18 protein-coding genes and 1 riboswitch are annotated in these 15,140 nt (G+C 69.2%); of the genes, 10 read left to right on the plus strand and 8 right to left on the minus strand.

Annotation, left to right across the window (positions count from 1 at the left end):
* Position 1 precedes the first annotated feature (1 nt).
* Positions 2-493 carry an STAS domain-containing protein gene (locus QSG27_RS02935; protein ID WP_306703653.1) on the minus strand — a complete coding sequence of 164 codons (492 nt, stop codon included), beginning with the start codon at positions 491-493 and terminating at the stop codon, positions 2-4.
* 158 nt (positions 494-651) lie between these two features.
* Positions 652-731: riboswitch (SAM riboswitch) on the plus strand.
* Positions 732-808: 77 nt separating this feature from the next.
* Between QSG27_RS02935 and metZ the strand changes: the two genes are divergently transcribed.
* A complete protein-coding gene (metZ, locus tag QSG27_RS02940; RefSeq protein ID WP_306703654.1) occupies positions 809-2,017 on the plus strand; it encodes an O-succinylhomoserine sulfhydrylase in 1,209 nt (402 codons plus the stop codon).
* Positions 2,018-2,092: 75 nt separating this feature from the next.
* Complete coding sequence (locus tag QSG27_RS02945; RefSeq protein ID WP_306703655.1) at positions 2,093-2,608, plus strand: phasin family protein; 516 nt, start codon at positions 2,093-2,095, stop codon at positions 2,606-2,608.
* A gap of 115 nt (positions 2,609-2,723) precedes the next feature.
* Here QSG27_RS02945 and QSG27_RS02950 read toward each other — a convergent pair whose 3' ends face one another.
* Positions 2,724-3,749: a penicillin-binding protein activator gene (locus tag QSG27_RS02950; RefSeq protein WP_306703656.1), complete on the minus strand. Its 1,026-nt coding sequence runs from the start codon at positions 3,747-3,749 to the stop codon at positions 2,724-2,726.
* Between the two features lie 158 nt (positions 3,750-3,907).
* Between QSG27_RS02950 and rsmI the strand changes: the two genes are divergently transcribed.
* The 4 genes from rsmI to gshB are packed head-to-tail and all read left to right on the plus strand — an operon-like array spanning position 3,908 to position 7,084.
* Positions 3,908-4,849: a 16S rRNA (cytidine(1402)-2'-O)-methyltransferase gene (rsmI, locus tag QSG27_RS02955; protein WP_407653172.1), complete on the plus strand. Its 942-nt coding sequence runs from the start codon at positions 3,908-3,910 to the stop codon at positions 4,847-4,849.
* Entirely contained in the window at positions 4,846-5,214 is a 369-nt protein-coding gene (locus QSG27_RS02960; protein WP_306703658.1) for a YraN family protein, read from the plus strand. Before rsmI ends, QSG27_RS02960 begins: the two co-directional genes overlap by 4 nt.
* A gap of 33 nt (positions 5,215-5,247) precedes the next feature.
* Positions 5,248-6,081 carry a SirB1 family protein gene (locus QSG27_RS02965; protein ID WP_306703659.1) on the plus strand — a complete coding sequence of 278 codons (834 nt, stop codon included), beginning with the start codon at positions 5,248-5,250 and terminating at the stop codon, positions 6,079-6,081.
* Positions 6,082-6,127: 46 nt separating this feature from the next.
* Positions 6,128-7,084: a glutathione synthase gene (gshB, locus tag QSG27_RS02970; RefSeq protein ID WP_306703660.1), complete on the plus strand. Its 957-nt coding sequence runs from the start codon at positions 6,128-6,130 to the stop codon at positions 7,082-7,084.
* A gap of 30 nt (positions 7,085-7,114) precedes the next feature.
* Here the strand turns inward: gshB and QSG27_RS02975 are convergent, their stop codons facing one another.
* From QSG27_RS02975 to rph, 4 genes are all read right to left on the minus strand, one after another.
* Positions 7,115-7,621, minus strand: a complete 507-nt coding sequence (locus QSG27_RS02975; RefSeq protein ID WP_306703661.1) for a dihydrofolate reductase — start codon at positions 7,619-7,621, stop codon at positions 7,115-7,117.
* Positions 7,622-7,670: 49 nt separating this feature from the next.
* A complete protein-coding gene (gene hemW / locus QSG27_RS02980) occupies positions 7,671-8,843 on the minus strand; it encodes a radical SAM family heme chaperone HemW (protein ID WP_306703662.1) in 1,173 nt (390 codons plus the stop codon).
* Positions 8,840-9,442, minus strand: a complete 603-nt coding sequence (gene rdgB, locus QSG27_RS02985; RefSeq protein ID WP_306703663.1) for an RdgB/HAM1 family non-canonical purine NTP pyrophosphatase — start codon at positions 9,440-9,442, stop codon at positions 8,840-8,842. Before rdgB ends, hemW begins: the two co-directional genes overlap by 4 nt.
* A gap of 111 nt (positions 9,443-9,553) precedes the next feature.
* Positions 9,554-10,273: a ribonuclease PH gene (gene rph / locus QSG27_RS02990; protein ID WP_306703664.1), complete on the minus strand. Its 720-nt coding sequence runs from the start codon at positions 10,271-10,273 to the stop codon at positions 9,554-9,556.
* A gap of 175 nt (positions 10,274-10,448) precedes the next feature.
* Here rph and hrcA point away from each other — a divergent pair, with 175 nt between their 5' ends.
* The 3 genes from hrcA to QSG27_RS03005 all read left to right on the plus strand — a co-directional run bounded on the left by hrcA (position 10,449) and on the right by QSG27_RS03005 (position 12,803).
* Complete coding sequence (gene hrcA / locus QSG27_RS02995; RefSeq protein ID WP_145623246.1) at positions 10,449-11,489, plus strand: heat-inducible transcriptional repressor HrcA; 1,041 nt, start codon at positions 10,449-10,451, stop codon at positions 11,487-11,489.
* A 7-nt stretch (positions 11,490-11,496) separates the two neighbouring features.
* The gene (gene grpE / locus QSG27_RS03000) at positions 11,497-12,180 is read left to right on the plus strand and encodes a nucleotide exchange factor GrpE (protein ID WP_407653173.1); all 684 of its coding nucleotides are present in this window, start codon (positions 11,497-11,499) and stop codon (positions 12,178-12,180) included.
* Positions 12,181-12,437: 257 nt separating this feature from the next.
* Positions 12,438-12,803, plus strand: coding sequence for a response regulator (locus QSG27_RS03005; protein ID WP_306703666.1), 366 nt, complete (start codon positions 12,438-12,440; stop codon positions 12,801-12,803).
* Positions 12,804-12,970: 167 nt separating this feature from the next.
* On the opposite strand, the gene QSG27_RS03010 is transcribed toward QSG27_RS03005, so the two are convergent.
* The gene (locus tag QSG27_RS03010; RefSeq protein WP_306703667.1) at positions 12,971-13,852 is read right to left on the minus strand and encodes a DUF1848 domain-containing protein; all 882 of its coding nucleotides are present in this window, start codon (positions 13,850-13,852) and stop codon (positions 12,971-12,973) included.
* 94 nt (positions 13,853-13,946) lie between these two features.
* On the opposite strand from QSG27_RS03010, the gene QSG27_RS03015 reads away from it, so the two are divergent.
* The gene (locus tag QSG27_RS03015; RefSeq protein ID WP_306703668.1) at positions 13,947-14,465 is read left to right on the plus strand and encodes a hypothetical protein; all 519 of its coding nucleotides are present in this window, start codon (positions 13,947-13,949) and stop codon (positions 14,463-14,465) included.
* Positions 14,466-14,573: 108 nt separating this feature from the next.
* Here the strand turns inward: QSG27_RS03015 and QSG27_RS03020 are convergent, their stop codons facing one another.
* Positions 14,574-14,777 carry a hypothetical protein gene (locus QSG27_RS03020; protein WP_035670647.1) on the minus strand — a complete coding sequence of 68 codons (204 nt, stop codon included), beginning with the start codon at positions 14,775-14,777 and terminating at the stop codon, positions 14,574-14,576.
* Positions 14,778-15,140 lie beyond the last annotated feature (363 nt).

Consider the following 15,140-nt stretch of genomic DNA (forward strand, 5'->3'; position numbering starts at 1 on the left):
CCTATCCGGAAGCGCCGGTCCGTTCCGGGACGCCCAATGGAAGATTTGGGGGAAGATTTGGGGCCGGAAGAATCGGGGCCGCGTGCAGCGCGCGGGCGGCGACGGCCATCGGGTCCTCGCCGGGGGCGCAGGGATGGGTGGCGGCCAGCAACGCTTCGGGCACGCTGGCGGCGATGTAGTCCGCCACCGTGTCGTACACGGGGATGATCATGCCGATGCGGGTCAGCTCGACGACCTTCCCCACATGGCCGGGCGCACACAGCAGCGACAGGACCTTGCCCGCCGACGCGGCCTCTCCGTTCATCACCAGCATCATGCCGATGCCGGCGCTGTCGATGAAGTCCAGCCCCGTCAGGTCGAGGAGATGGCGGCGCTCCGGCCCGCCCTTCACGTCGGCGATGGCCTGACGCACGGGGTCGGCGTCCTGGCCGGTGAAGCGCCCGGTCAGCACCAGACGGGCGAAGTGCCGTTCGTTCTCCTTGCGATACTGCACGGCTGCACCCTTTCCTGTCTCCCGTGGGCCATGATCCGGTGCGGGCCACCGGTGGGCAAGCGGGCCGTCGTGCCCGCTCCTGCGCGATGTTGACGCAGGCCGCGCCTTTTTGTCACGGTTCCTTTGCCCCTTGACGGCGCGGCGCACCGGTCCTAAAAGCGGGATCACGTGGTGATTTGGTCGACCGGCTTGCGGGCCACGTAAAACAACCCGCTAAAAAGGTCCGAGCCGCGTCCGCGCCTCGACCCGATCGGTCGGGGCGTTTTTTGTTTGGCCGGTCTGCCCCGCCGGCGGACAGAGGAGTCACAAGCGGCCATGGCGCGCACCGATCATCGCAATCCGAACGTCGCGGGGCTTCGCCCGCGCTCCCGTCTGGTCCATGGCGGCGTCCGCCGCTCGTCCTTCGACGAGACCTGCGAGGCGCTCTACCAGACCTCCGGTTTCGTCTACGGCTCGGCGGAGGAGGCGGAGCACGCCTTCGCCAACGACGGCGCCCGCCACGTCTACTCGCGCTTCCGCAACCCGACCACGGCGATGTTCGAGGACCGGCTGTGCGAGTACGAGGGTGCCGCCTGGGCCTACGCCACCACCAGCGGCATGGCCGCGGTGCACGCCGCCCTGTGGTCGAACCTGCGCACCGGCGACCGCATCGTGGCGCCGCGCTCGCTGTTCATTTCCTGCTACTGGGTCATCAAGGAGCTGTCGGCCCGCTTCGGCGTGGAGGCGGTCTTCGTCGACGGCACCGACCTGTCCCAGTGGGAGGAGGCGCTGTCCAAGCCCACCAAGGCGGTCTTCCTGGAAACCCCCAGCAATCCGGGGCTGGAGGTCGTGGACCTGCGCGCGGTCAGCGAGCTGGCCCACAAGGCCGGGGCCAAGGTGGTGGTGGACAACGCCTTCGCCACGCCGGTGCTGCAGCGCCCGTTCGAGATGGGCGCCGACGTCGTCGTCTATTCGGCGACCAAGCACATCGACGGCCAGGGGCGCTGTCTGGGCGGCATCATCCTGACCAACGACAAGCAGTACGGGGCGGAGGTGATCCACCCCTACTTGCGCCACACCGGACCGACCATCTCCCCCTTCAACGCCTGGCTGCTGCTGAAGGGGCTGGAGACGCTGGAGCTGCGCGTGTCGGCCCAGAGCGCGTCCGCCCTGACGGTGGCGGAGTTCCTGGAAGGCCACGCGAAGGTGGAGCGGGTGCTCTATCCGGGCCTGCCCAGCCACCCGCAGCACGATCTCGTCCGCAGCCAGATGACCGGCGGCGGCACCATGCTGTCGATCTTCCTGAAAGGCGGCAAGCAGGAGGCGTTCGCCGCCCTGAACGACCTTCGGATGGTGATGATCTCCAACAATCTGGGCGACTCGAAGAGCCTCGTCACCCACCCCGACACCACCACCCACGCCAAGCTGACGCCCGAGGAAAAGGCGGCGGCGAACATCACGCCGAACCTGCTGCGCCTGTCCGTTGGGCTGGAGGACGCCCAGGACATCGTGGAAGATCTCGACCGCGCGCTCGCTTCCCTGTAAAGACTCGGACCCGGAACCAAATGCTGCAGTGCAGCGTTGGCGTCCGGGTCACGGTTTTTTGGTGAGGTGCAAGGAATGGCGAGACGCAAGGCCGGCAACGGCGAACCGACGCAACGCATCCTGGCGGTGGCGGGCGATCTGACCCGGACCGGCGTCAAGACCGGCGAGATGGGCGTGGCGGCAGCGCAGACCATCGGCTACCGCACCGCGATGATGGCGGCGGCCCTGAACAACCCCATCGACCTCGCCAACCCGGAATTCGTCCGCATGGGCTCCGAGAAGGTGGAGGCGATGGTGGAGGCCACCCACGCCGTCGCCAAGGGCATCGGGGAAATGCAGCAGGCCTGGATGACCCTCGCGCAGGGCCAGCTTCAGGCCGCCATGGTGATGGTGAGCGGCCTCGGCCAGTGCCGCACGCCCGCCGATCTCGTGGAGTTGCAGCGCCGCACCGTCACCGAGTCGGTGGAGGCCGGCATTCACGCCGCGCTCTACATGGTGGAGTCGGTCACGGCGCTGACCCACGCGGGCATGACCCCGGCCTACCGCACCGTCCGCGCCAACGCCCGCCGTCTGGCGAAGCAGCACGGGTAGGGTCGCGAGTCACCACAAAGGCACGAAGGACACAAAGACACAAAGTTCTTCGTGAAATCCTTCGTGCCCTTTGTGTCTTCGTGGTTAAAACCCCTTACAGCTCAGGACTTTGCCGTCACTGCCCCAGCAGTTCGAAACTGGACGGGGCGGGGTCGAGCACACGGGGGCCGGTGGGGGTGACCTCCAGCACCGCCAGACCGCGCTCCACCACGCCGTCGGCGCGCAGGCGGAACAGGCCGTCGATGCCTTCGAAGCCGTTGGGGTTGTTCAACGCCGCGCGGTCGAAGCGGCCCGCCGGGCCGGGCATCTTGGCCAGCACCGCGGCGATGGCCGTCGCGTCGTAGGACAGGGTGGCGATGCGCGGCGGCTTGCGCCCATAGGTCTTCTCGAAGCGCGCCTCGAAGTCGGCGCGGGCCTGCGGCGCCGGGGCGGCGAACCAGGCGCCGGCCAGGGCGGGTTCCTGGCCCAGGCCGGGTTCATCCCACAGGCCGGTGCCGAGCAGCTTCACCTGCTGGGTGTTCAGGCCGTTGGCGGCCAGCGCCGCCGCCAGACCCTGGGCGCGCGGCCCGCCTTCGGCCAGCATGACCGCCTGCGGCTGCACGCCGGCCTGGGTCACCTGCCGCGCCGGCTGGGCGAGGTCGGTCACCGCCGGGTCGTAGCGCTCCACCTGCGCCACCTGACCGCCGAACTGGCGCGAGGCGGCCTGCACCGCGTTGACCACGGCGTCGCCGTAGGCGGTGCGCGGGGCCAGAGCGACGTAGCGCGTCGCACCCCGCGACCGGGCGAAGCCGACCACGCGGCTCACCTGATCGGCGGGGACGAAGCCCAGCACATAGGTGCCGTTGCCGGCCTGGGTCCAGTCGTTGGTGAAGGCCAGCACGTCCACGCCGGCGGTCTGGGCGACCGGCTTCACCGCCGCCACGTCGGCGGCGAACAGCGGGCCGAGGATCAGGCTCGCCCCTTCCGCGATGGCCTGCCGCGCCGCGTCGGCGGCACCGGAGGGCGTGCCCTTGGTGTCGCGGGGCAGCAGCTCGAACCGGTCGCCGGCCAGATCGAACAGCGCCATCTGCGCCGATTCCAGCATGGCCTGCCCGATGGCGGCGCTGGAGCCGGACAGCGGCAGCAGAATCGCCACCTTCATGGTCTGCGGCGCCGCCGGAACGGAGCTGACCGGCGCTTGCGGCGCTTGAGTCGGCGGCGCCGGGGCCTTTACAGTCGAGCAGGCCGAAAGCGTGCCAACGACCAACAGGGCGGCGGCAGCCTGCCGCCCCCAAGCGCGCGAGAAAGGTGTCGTCAAGCGTGCCACCAACGATCTCCACATCCGGTCCGGCGCCGGAGCCCGTCTCCGGGCCCGGCGTCTCTGGTGACGCTGAAGGTAGCGAGCCGAAGGCCGCAAGTAAACTCGGCGCCGGCCTTTATGTGGTCGCCACCCCCATCGGCAACGCCGCCGACATCACGCTGCGCGCGCTCGACACGCTGCGCCGCGCCGACGCCATCGCCTGCGAGGACACGCGGGTGACGGCGAAGCTGATGGGCATCCACGGCATCCACACGCCCTTCGTCTCCTACCATGAACACAACGCGGCGAAGATGCGCCCGGTCCTGATCGGCCGCATGAAGGCGGGGGAGGCCATCGCGCTGGTCACCGACGCCGGCACGCCGCTGGTTTCCGACCCCGGCTACAAGCTGGTGCGGGAGTGCGTGGCGGAGGGGGTGAAGGTCACCACCCTGCCCGGCGCCTCCGCCCCGCTGGCCGCCCTGGTGCTGTCCGGCCTGCCGACCGACCGCTTCCTGTTCGCCGGCTTCCTGCCCAACAAGAGCAGCGCGCGGCGCGCCGCCGCCGGGGAACTGAAGGGCGTTCCGGCCACGCTGGTCTTCTTCGAGTCGCCGCAGCGCCTGCCCGAGTCGCTGGCCGACCTCGCCGACATCCTGGGTGGGCGGGAGGCCGCGGTGGCGCGGGAGCTGACCAAGCTGTACGAGGAGGTGCGGCGCGGCACCCTGCCGGAGCTGGCCGCCCATTACGCGGAGGCCGGCCCGCCGAAGGGCGAGGTGGTCCTGGTGATCGGCCCGCCCGGTGAGGAGGCGGCCCCGACCGAGGCCGACGTGGACGCCCTGCTGCGCGACGCGCTGGCCCGCCTGTCGGTCCGCGACGCCGCCGCCGACGTGGCCGCCCGCACCGGCCAGAACAAGCGCACCGTCTATGCCCGCGCGCTGGAGCTGTCACGGGAGGGGAAACCATGAGCGCGCCGGACGCGCTGCGCCGCCGGGCCGAGAGCTATGGCCGCTACGCCGAGCAGCTCTGCCGGCTGGCGCTGCGGCTGAAGGGCTACCGCATCCTGGAAAGCCGCCTGCGCACCCCGATGGGGGAGATCGACATCGTGGCCCGGCGGGGCGACACTCTGGCCATCGTCGAGGTGAAGGCCCGCGGCGACTGGGACACCGCGAACGAGGCGCTCAACGCCCGCCAGCGGGGCCGCCTCGCCCGTGCCGCCCACGTCTATCTGGGGGCCAACCCCCAGTATGCGGGCTATGTCTTGCGCTTCGACGTCATGCTCGTTACCCCTTGGTCCTGGCCGCGCCACGTGCCGGACGCGTGGCGGGCCTGACGCGAAGGCTGAAGCAGAGGAAGGACGCCGCCCGTGACCAGCCGCGCCGAAGCCCGCGAGATCCTGCGCCGCGTGGGGCTGCAGCCGGACGAGGACATCGATCTGGCCGAAGCCGCCCTGGCGCTGGGCGTGCTGGAAAGTCCGGGCGCCGTTCTGGCCGATTACCGCCGCCACCTCGCCGACATCGCCCACGATCTGGCGGAGCGCGTCTCGCCCGAGGCCGACGGGCTGGAGGCCCGCATCGCCTGGCTGCACGAGGTCATCGTGGAGCGGCACGGCTATTCCGGGGATCACGACACCTACGACGACCTTCAGAACGCCAACCTGCTGCGCGTGATCGACCGCCGCCGCGGCCTGCCGGTGGCGCTGGGCATCCTGTTCCTGCACGCCGCCCGCTCGCAGGGCTGGCCGATGCAGGGGCTGAACTTCCCCGGCCATTTCCTGGTGCGGCTGGAGGCCGACGGCGCCCGCGCCATCCTCGACCCCTTCAACGAGGGGCAGGTGCGCACCGCCGTGGACCTGCGCGACCTGCTGAAGGCCACCGCCGGCAGCGCCGCGGAGCTGGAGCCCGGCCATTACCAGCCGGTGTCCAACCGCGAGGTCCTGCTGCGGCTTCAGAACAACATCAAGCTGCGCCACCTCTCCGCCCACGACGTGCCCCGCGCGCTGGAGGTGCTGGAGGCCATGCGGCTGTTCGCGCCGGGCGAGGCGGCGCTGTGGCGGGAGACCGGCCTGCTGGAAGCCCATACCGGCAACGTCGGCGCCGCCATCGCCGCGCTGGAAACCTTCCTGACGCTGACCGGCAGCGAACGGCACCGTCATCAGGTCGCCGCGCTGATCCAGCAGCTCAAGAACCGACTGAACTGACCAACCCAAAGCCCGTTTCCCAAAGCCCGTTTCGGAGATCCGCAGGATGAGCCTTGCCGTCGCCTTCCAGATGGACCCCATCGAGTCCATCAACATCGACACCGACTCGAGCTTCATGATGGCGCTGGAAGCGCAGAAGCGCGGGCATACACTTTACCACTACCACCCGCGCGACCTCAGCCTGACCGGCAACGTCCTGACCGCCCGCGTGCGGGAGATGACCGTGGTCCGGCAGAAGGGCGCCCACTACACGCTGGGCGAGCCGCGGGTCGTGGACCTGTCCACGATGGACGTGGTGCTGATGCGCCAGGACCCGCCCTTCGACATGGCCTACATCACCGCCACCCACATGCTGGAGCACATCCAGCCCAAGGTGCTGGTGCTGAACGATCCGGCGGAGGTGCGCAACGCGCCGGAGAAGCTGTTCGTCACCCATTTCCCCGACCTGATGCCGCCGACGCTGATCACCAGCGACAAGCAGGCCGTGCTGGAATTCCGGGCGCTTCACAAGGACATCATCGTCAAGCCGCTGTTCGGCAACGGCGGGGCCGGCGTCTTCCACCTGAAGCCGGACGACGAGAATCTGGGCTCGCTTCTGGAGCTGTTCACCCAGCTCTACCGCGAGCCGGTGATCGTGCAGAAGTACTTGGCCGACATCCGCCAGGGCGACAAGCGCATCATCCTGATCGACGGGGAGCCCGCCGGCGCCGTCAGCCGCATGCCCCAGGAGGGCGAGGCCCGCGCCAACTTCCACGCCGGCGGCAGCGCGAAGAAGACGGAGCTGACCCCGCGCGAGCAGGAGATCTGCAAGGCCATCGGCCCGGTGCTGCGGGAAAAGGGGCTGGTCTTCGTCGGCATCGACGTGATCGGCGATTACCTGACCGAGATCAACGTGACCTCGCCCACCGGCATCCAGGAGATCAACCGCCTCGACGGCTCGGCGCTGGAAGCCACCCTGTGGGACGCCATCGAGCGCCGGCATCGCGAGAGCAAGGGGAACTGAAAATTCCCTCTCCCGGAGCGGGAAAGGGGGCTACATCCCAGCGCCGGCAGGGCGCCGCACAAGGTCCACATACCGGTAGGGCAGCCCGTTCTCGGTGAGGAGCGGGCCGCGTTCCGCTTCCACCCACTCGGCTCCCAGAGGCGGCATCACCGTGTCGCCCTCCACCTCCTGCTCCACGCGGGTCAGGTGGATGGCGTCGGCCAGCGGCAGCGTCTCGCGGAACAGGTCGGCGCCGCCGATCACGCAGGCTTCCGCCGCACCCTGCGCCCGGCACCAGTCCAGCGCCGCGCCGATCCCGCCGAACCAACGCACGCCGTCCCGCTCCCCCGCCGGGACGCTGCGGCTGACCACCAGATTGTCGCGGCCCGGCAAGGGCTTGCGGGGCAGGGAGTCCCAGGTGCGGCGGCCCATCAAAATGGGCTTGCCCAAGGTCAGTTCCTTGAAGCGCGTCAGGTCGCCGGGCAGGGACCAGGGCAGGGTGCCGTTCCGCCCGATCACCCCGTTGCGCGCGGCGGCCACCACCAGACTGATCCGCATCCGTGCCCCCCTGACAAAAAACAAGACCTCGCGCCGAGACCGTCAACTCTCACGCCAGCAGGGCCGCCAGCACGGCGTTCAACCGCTGCCGCCCCTCGTGGGTCGCGCGGATCGCGGCCTCGTCCACCTCCAGGAAACCGCCCTTCACCAGACGGTCCAGCGCCCCGGCATCGACCAGCGCGTCCAGGCCGCGGCCCGTCTCCTCGGCCAGCCGGGCGCGGGACACCCCTTCGCGCAGGCGCAGCCCCATCATCAGAAGTTCCGACCCGCGGGCCTCGCGGGCGACGGGTTCGGGGGTGGCGGCGCCGTGGCCGTCGCGCTCCACCCGCTCCAGCCAGATTTCCGGGGCGCGGTGGGCGCGGGTGGCGAACTTCTCGCCGTCCAGCGTCAGCCGGCCATGGGCGCCGGGACCGACTCCGACATAATCGCCGTACCGCCAATAGGTCAGGTTGTGGCGGCTCTCCTCGCCGGGGCGGGCGTGGTTGGAAATCTCGTAGGCGGGCAGCCCGGCGCGGTCGAGCAGGCTCTGCGTCGCCTCGTACAGGTCGCCGGCCAGATCCTCGTCGGGCAGCACCAGATCGCCCCGCGCGTGCAGGGGGAAGAAGGCCGTCCCCTCCTCGATGGTCAACTGGTAGACCGACAGATGGCCGACCGCGTAGTCCAGCGCGCGGGTCAGTTCCGCCTCCCACGCCGCGACGGATTGGCCGGGACGGGCGTAGATCAGATCGAAACTGAAACGGTCGAAGGTTTTCGCGGCCAGTTCGATGGCGCCGGTGGCCTCCGCCGCGTTGTGCTGGCGGCCCAGGAACTTCAGCGCGGTGTCGTCCAGCGCCTGGATGCCCATCGACAGGCGGTTCACCCCGGCGGCGCGGAAGGCGCGGAACTTGTCCGCCTCCACGGAGGTCGGGTTGGCCTCCAGAGACACTTCCAGGTCATCGCCGCCCCTGTCGCTTCCAATGGGCCAGCGGGCGGCGATGCGCTCCAGCACGGCGCCGACCGTCGCCGGCTCCATCAGCGACGGGGTGCCGCCGCCGAAGAAGACGGAGGTGACCCGACGCCCGGACGTTGCGTCTGCGTAATGATCCAGTTCCCGCAACAGCGCGGCGCGCCAGCGGTCGTGCTCGATCCGCTCGCGGACGTGGCTGTTGAAGTCGCAGTAGGGGCACTTCGACTTGCAGAAGGGCCAGTGGATGTAGATCCCGAAGCCGGGATCGGGTGTCATTTGAAGCATCGCTCCACAAGCTGGCGGAAGGCGTCGGCCCGGTGGCTCATCTCATGCTTTTTAGCCGGGTCCATCTCGCCGAATGTGATGTCGTGGCCGTCCGGTTTAAACATCGGATCGTAACCGAAACCATGTTCGCCGCGCGGCGGCCAGACCAGCGTGCCGGTGCAGCGGCCCTCGACCGTCTCGACATGGCCGTCCGGCCAGGCGAGCGACAGGGCGCAGACGAAATACGCGCTGCGGTCGGCCTGGTCCTTGAGGCCGTCCTCCACCTTGCCCATGGCCATCCGGAAGTCCTTGGCGGGACCGGCCCAGCGGGCGGAGTAGATGCCGGGATCGCCGTTCAGCGCCGGCACCACCAGCCCGCTGTCGTCGGCCAGCGCCACATGGCCGGCCCCGGCGGCGGCCAGCGCCTTCAGTTCGGCGTTGGCGACGAAGGTCGTCCCCGTCTCCTCCGGCTCCGGCAGTCCAAGCTCGCCCGCGGACACGAAGGACGCGGCGTAGGGGCCGAGCAGCTCCGCGATCTCGCGGACCTTGCCCTTGTTGTGGCTGGCGATCACCAGCGTGCCGCCGGTGAAGCGGCGGGGGAGGGTGGTCATGGGGGTTCCTTCCGTCTCAAACCTTTGCCCCCACCCTCCCGCTTCGCGGATTCCTCCCTCCCCCGCTGTCGCAGGGGAGGGTCAGGGTGGGGGCAAGCGCAAACCGCGCCCTTACTTCACCGCGATCGCCGCTTTCTGCAAGGCCACCAGCTCGTCGATGCCCTTGCGGGCGAGCGCCAGCAGCTCCATGAACTGCGGCTCGGTGAAGGGGCGCTCCTCGGCGGTGCCCTGCACTTCGACGATGCCCCCCTGGCCGGTCAGCACGAAATTGGCGTCGGCCTGGGCGGTCGAATCCTCGGGGTAGTCGAGGTCGAGCACGCTGGCGTTCTTGTAGATGCCGCAGGAGACGGCGGCCACATGGTCGGTCAGCGGCATGGTCTTGATGGCGCCGATCGACAGCAGATGCTGGAAGGCCAGATGCAACGCCACGAAGCTGCCGGTGATCGCCGCGGTGCGGGTGCCGCCGTCGGCCTGGAGGACGTCGCAGTCGATCTTGATCTGCTTCTCGCCCATGGCGGCGCGGTCGGTGACGGCGCGCAGCGCGCGGCCGATCAGGCGCTGGATCTCCTGGGTGCGGCCCGACTGCTTGCCCTTGGCGGCCTCGCGGTCGGTGCGGCTGTGGGTGGAGCGCGGCAGCATGCCGTACTCGGCGGTGACCCAGCCGAGCCCCGTGTTCTTCAGGAAGCGCGGCACGCCCTCGTCCACGCTGGCGGTGCACAGGACGTGCGTGTCGCCGAAACGCACCAGGCAGGACCCCTCGGCGTGCTTGCTGAAATGGGGCTCAAGGGAAACGGTGCGCAACTGGTCGTGGGCGCGGCCGGAGGGACGCATCGGGCATGATCCGCAGCTTTGTTGAAAACGGCGGGCAAGCTAGCGCCCGATGCCCCCGCCGTCCAGCGCGCAACCGGGGCGCACGTTGATTCGGCGGGGACACCTGCCTAAATTCGGGACGCCGCTTCCGCAACCCGACCTTATCCCAACCTTCGTGCCCGGTTCCCGCCCCGCCATGATCACCGAGCTGAACCAACGGTCCCGCGAGATCTTCCGGCTGATCGTCGACGCCTATGTGGCGACCGGCGAGCCGGTGGGCTCGCGCACCATCTCGCGCAGGCTCGGCATGGCCCTGTCCCCCGCGACCATCCGCAACGTCATGGCCGACCTGGAGGAGCAGGGGCTGCTCTACGCCCCCCACACCTCGGCGGGCCGCATCCCGACCGAGGCGGGGCTGCGCCTGTTCGTCAACGGCCTGCTGGAGATCGGCAGCCTGAGCGAGGACGAGCGCGGCTCCATCGAGGCCAAATGCGCCTCCTCCGGGCGGTCGCTGCAGGACGTGCTGGGCGAGGCGTCCACCCTGCTGTCCGGCCTGTCGCACTGCGCCGGGCTGGTGGTGGCGCCGAAGACCGACCGGCCCCTGAAGCACATCGAGTTCGTCTCGCTGGCCCCGGGCCGCGCGCTGGTCGTGTTGGTCAACGAGGACGGGCTGGTCGAGAACCGCGTCATCGAGGTGCCGGTGGGGGTGCCCGCCGCGACGCTCCAGATGGTGTCCAACTTCCTCAGCGCGAAGCTGGTGGGCCGCACGCTGGACGAGGCGCGGCAGGCCGTGCTGCGCGAGATCGAGGACCAGAAGACCGAGCTGGACGAATTGTCGCAGCGCGTGGTCTCCGCCGGCCTCGCCACCTGGGCGGGCAGCAGCGGGCAGAACAGCGGCCAGCTCATCGTGCGCGGCCAGGCGAAGCTTCTGGAGGACGTCACCGCCTTGTCGGACCTGGAGCGCGTGCGCGCCCTGTTCGAGGCGCTGGAGACCAAGGAGACCATGCTGCGCCTGCTCGACGCCACCGGGAAGGGTGACGGCGTGCAGATCTTCATCGGGGCGGAAAATGTGCTGTTCGGCCATTCCGGCTGTTCGCTGATCATCTCGCCGTTCCAGAACAGCCGCGAGCAGGTGATCGGCGCCATCGGCGTGATCGGTCCGACCCGCATCAATTATGCGCGCATCATCCCGCTTGTGGATTATACAGCCAAGGTCATCAGCCGCCTTGTCGGGTGATGGCGGCTTGGCAACGCTTCGATCCGTCAGACCACCCCATCAGACTCAGACCCCATCAGACTCAGACGACACACGAGACGACAACGAGAGAGCCATGAGCGAAGAGCAGAACAAGCCCGCCGAAGCCGAGGTGGAACAGAGCGAAGCCGTCCAGGACAAGGACACGGACGCCGCCGGTGCCGGGGAGCGCGTGGCCCAGCTTGAGGCCGAGGTCGCCAGCCTGAAGGACCAACTCCTGCGTCAGATGGCGGAGGTGGAGAACACCCGCCGCCGCGCCCAGCGCGACCGCGAGGACGCCAGCAAGTTCGCCGTGTCCAGCTTCGCCAAGGAGCTGGTGACCGTGGCCGACAACCTGCGCCGCGCGCTGGAGGCCGTTCCGGCGGAGGGCCGCGAGGGCGACGAGCGGCTGAAGGGCCTCGCCGTCGGCGTCGAGGCGACGGAGCGCCAGCTTTTCGCCGCCTTCGAGCGCGCCGGCATCAAGAAGATCGACCCGACCGGCGAGCTGTTCGACCCGAACTTCCATCAGGTGATGTTCGAGATCGAGAACACCGGCAAGCCCGCCGGCACCGTCGTGCAGGTGCTGCAGCCCGGCTACACCATCCATGGCCGCCTGCTGCGCGAAGCCATGGTCGGCGTCGCCAAGGCCGGTCCTCACGAAATGGGCGGCCAGCACGTCGATACCAAAGCCTGACCGTTCGGTCCGCGATCAGGCGGTCCATCGCCTGAGCGGCACGTCTTGCGGCGGCGCGGCGGCATGGCTCGCCGCGCCGCCTTTTATCACCCCGGCCATCCGCCCGGTTCTTTTCCCATGGGCGGCACCGGCCCGTTGATCCTAAGATATCGAAGGACTTGCGCCGAACGGACAGTTCCCCTATTCGAAATGGGGAATTTCACGGCGCACAACGAACCGCCTGTTTCAGGCTGCCGCTTTTTCAGGGAACCGGACCCGTGCCCAAGAGCATTCTGACCGTCGACGACTCCAAGACCATCCGCGACATGGTCGCCTTCACGCTGCAGAAGGCCGGCTATGCCGTCACCGAAGCGGCGGACGGCGCCGCCGGTCTGGCCCAGGTCAACCGCCAGAAGTTCGACTGCATCATCACCGATCTGAACATGCCGGGCATGGACGGTCTGGCCCTGACCCGCGCCATCCGCGGCAGCGCCCTGAACCGCGCGACCCCCGTCCTGCTGCTGACCACCGAGGCGGACCCCGCCAAGAAGACCGCGGGCCGCGAGGCCGGGGCCACCGGCTGGCTGGTCAAGCCCTTCAACCCGGACAAGCTGGTCGAGACGGTGAAGAAGGTCTGCCCGTAACCGGGAAGCCGCTGAGACGGCGGGCAAGACTCCGCACGGATTTCACGGATTTTTTCTGAGCTTGCCGGGTGGTCGTTCCCCGATCGGCCCGCAATGAGGCACGCATCAGGAAAATCCGTGAAATCCGTTCCTCAATCCGTGTGATGCCTTGTGATTCACCTTGTGATTCACCCCGCCCGTTCCCGCGGAAACAGGAACTCCCCCTCCGGATCGTGGGCGGCAAAGCGCCGCTGCGCCGTGGCGCGGCTGGCGACGGCGTAACAATAGACGCAGCCGTGCGGGCAGGTGTCGTAATCCCCGATGTCCCGGCTTTCCGCGCAAAGGCAGCCGGGCCGGTTGCCCTTCTTCCTCGCCCCGATCGGTCGCCCGGCCACGTCGGACAGGCGTTGCGCGTCCACGCAGCGGGCCGGCGCCGTGCCGGGAACGCCGGCCAGTTCCGGCTGGGTGCAGAGCGTCAGGGCCATGCCATGCTCCGCGGCGATGCCGGCCAGATCGGCCAGCAGGGCGCGCTTCTCCTCCGGCTCCGGATCGCGCCAGGGCAGACCGGCGGCGTCCAGGTTGCGCGCCGTCTTGCGGTAGGGCTGGAGGAAGGACACCACCGCCTCGTCGGTCAGGCCGCGCAGCCGTCCGGCCAGCCGGGCGAAGGTTTCGCGGTGCCAGGACGGCGGCGTGGCGTCTGCCGTCACGATGGGGTCGTAGCGCCACACGGCGGCGCGCGGCCCCCAGCGGCCGCGCAGCCGGGCCATGTGCTCCACCGCGCGGTCCGCCTCGGGGACGGAGCGTTCCAGGGCACCCGGCAGGCCGGTGACGCTGTACTGCACCACGAAGGGAAAGCCGCGCCCGGACACCTCGTCCAGCGCCGGCAGGAAGGGGCCGAGATTCTTGGTCCAGAAGACGAAGCCGTCCACCTCCGCGCGGGTCAGGCCGATGCGGTGGGTCTGGCCGCCGTAGGGGTTGACCATGCGGCAGTGTCCGGCCTCCAGCCGGTTGAGGAACCAGCGCCCGTAAAAGGCGGGAATGTCCGTCTTGTAGCTGGCGGAAACGATCATCGCCGGACCATGGTGGCTCGGCGGACCGCGATCAAGGCTGGATTCGCAAACGCTTCGGCCTAAAGTGCCGGTTCAGGACGAGGGGGAGGATGCCGTGACGGGTGGACAGGACGGCCACAACAGCGTGGGCAACGATGGGGGCCACAGCGTGGAATGGGACGGGCTGGTGCGGTTCCGGCTGCCGGATGGCTGGCGCGCCGACGTGGAGGAGCACGAGGGCCACGCCGTCGCGGCCTTCCACCCGCCGGCGCCGGCGGGCGGCGTGCTGCGGCTGGTCACCGACCGGGTGGCGCCGAAGGACGGGCCGGACGGCGTCGTGGCGGTCCTGCGCGAGATGGCGCTGCGGTTCGTGCGCCCCGACGACCAGCGGGCCAGCGACCGCACCGTGGAGCCCTGGGGCGACGACGGCGTGCTGGCGCAGGCGGTGATGGTGACGGAGGAGGATGGCCGGACCGACGCCCATTATCTCTGGCTGGTCGGGGCGGAGCGGGTCGGAAAGGCGGCGGCGGCCATGTTCAGCTACCGCCTGCCCATGGTCATGGACGGGGACGAATCCTGCGCCGGCACGCTGGCCCTTCTCGACCGGGCCATCCGCGACGCCGAAATCCTGTAGGCTACAGGCCCCGGAAACAGGCCCCGGAAACAGGAAAGCCGCCCCATCGAGGGCGGCTTTTTCTTGTCCGGTGTTCCCGCACCGGACAAACCCGTCGGCAAGAGGCCGTCAGCAGTGACCGGCGCCGCCGGACATCAGGGCCTTCAACTGCGCCGCCTTCGGATCGAAGGCCATGGCCGCCTCCTCCGCCGCCATGGCGGCCAGGCTGATGAAGCGCGCCAGATCGTCCAGGTCGCACTTCGTCGCGTCGTCCATAAGGCTGTCGAGGCAGGACTTGATGGCCAGAGCCATGTCGCGCCGTTCGTCCATCATCTTGATCCCCCATGGAATACTGCACACGGTCCCGCTTCGGGAAGCCATGCCTGCGAACAAGAGCGGCCCCCTTACCACCGATGGATATATCATATTTCCTTGGTGTCTCCACTATTAGAATCTTGGGACAACAAAGAAACAGGGCAACCGGCAATTGATTGCGCGCATGAATGCACACCATTACTTGTTAATGAAAAGTTAACATGGCCGGAATGCGGGGGTTTTGCTTGTGTTAAAGTCCTGTAACAGAGCGCTTTCCGCCATCCTGGTGGGGTGAGGGGGCGTCCTTGCACGCCTTATGCTTTTGAATACCCCGGTATTCACTTGCGGCGCGAAGCCGCGGGCGCGACGATATGCCCCGGC

The sequence above is a fragment of the Azospirillum isscasi genome (assembly GCF_030849505.1).
GTDB lineage: Bacteria > Pseudomonadota > Alphaproteobacteria > Azospirillales > Azospirillaceae > Azospirillum > Azospirillum isscasi.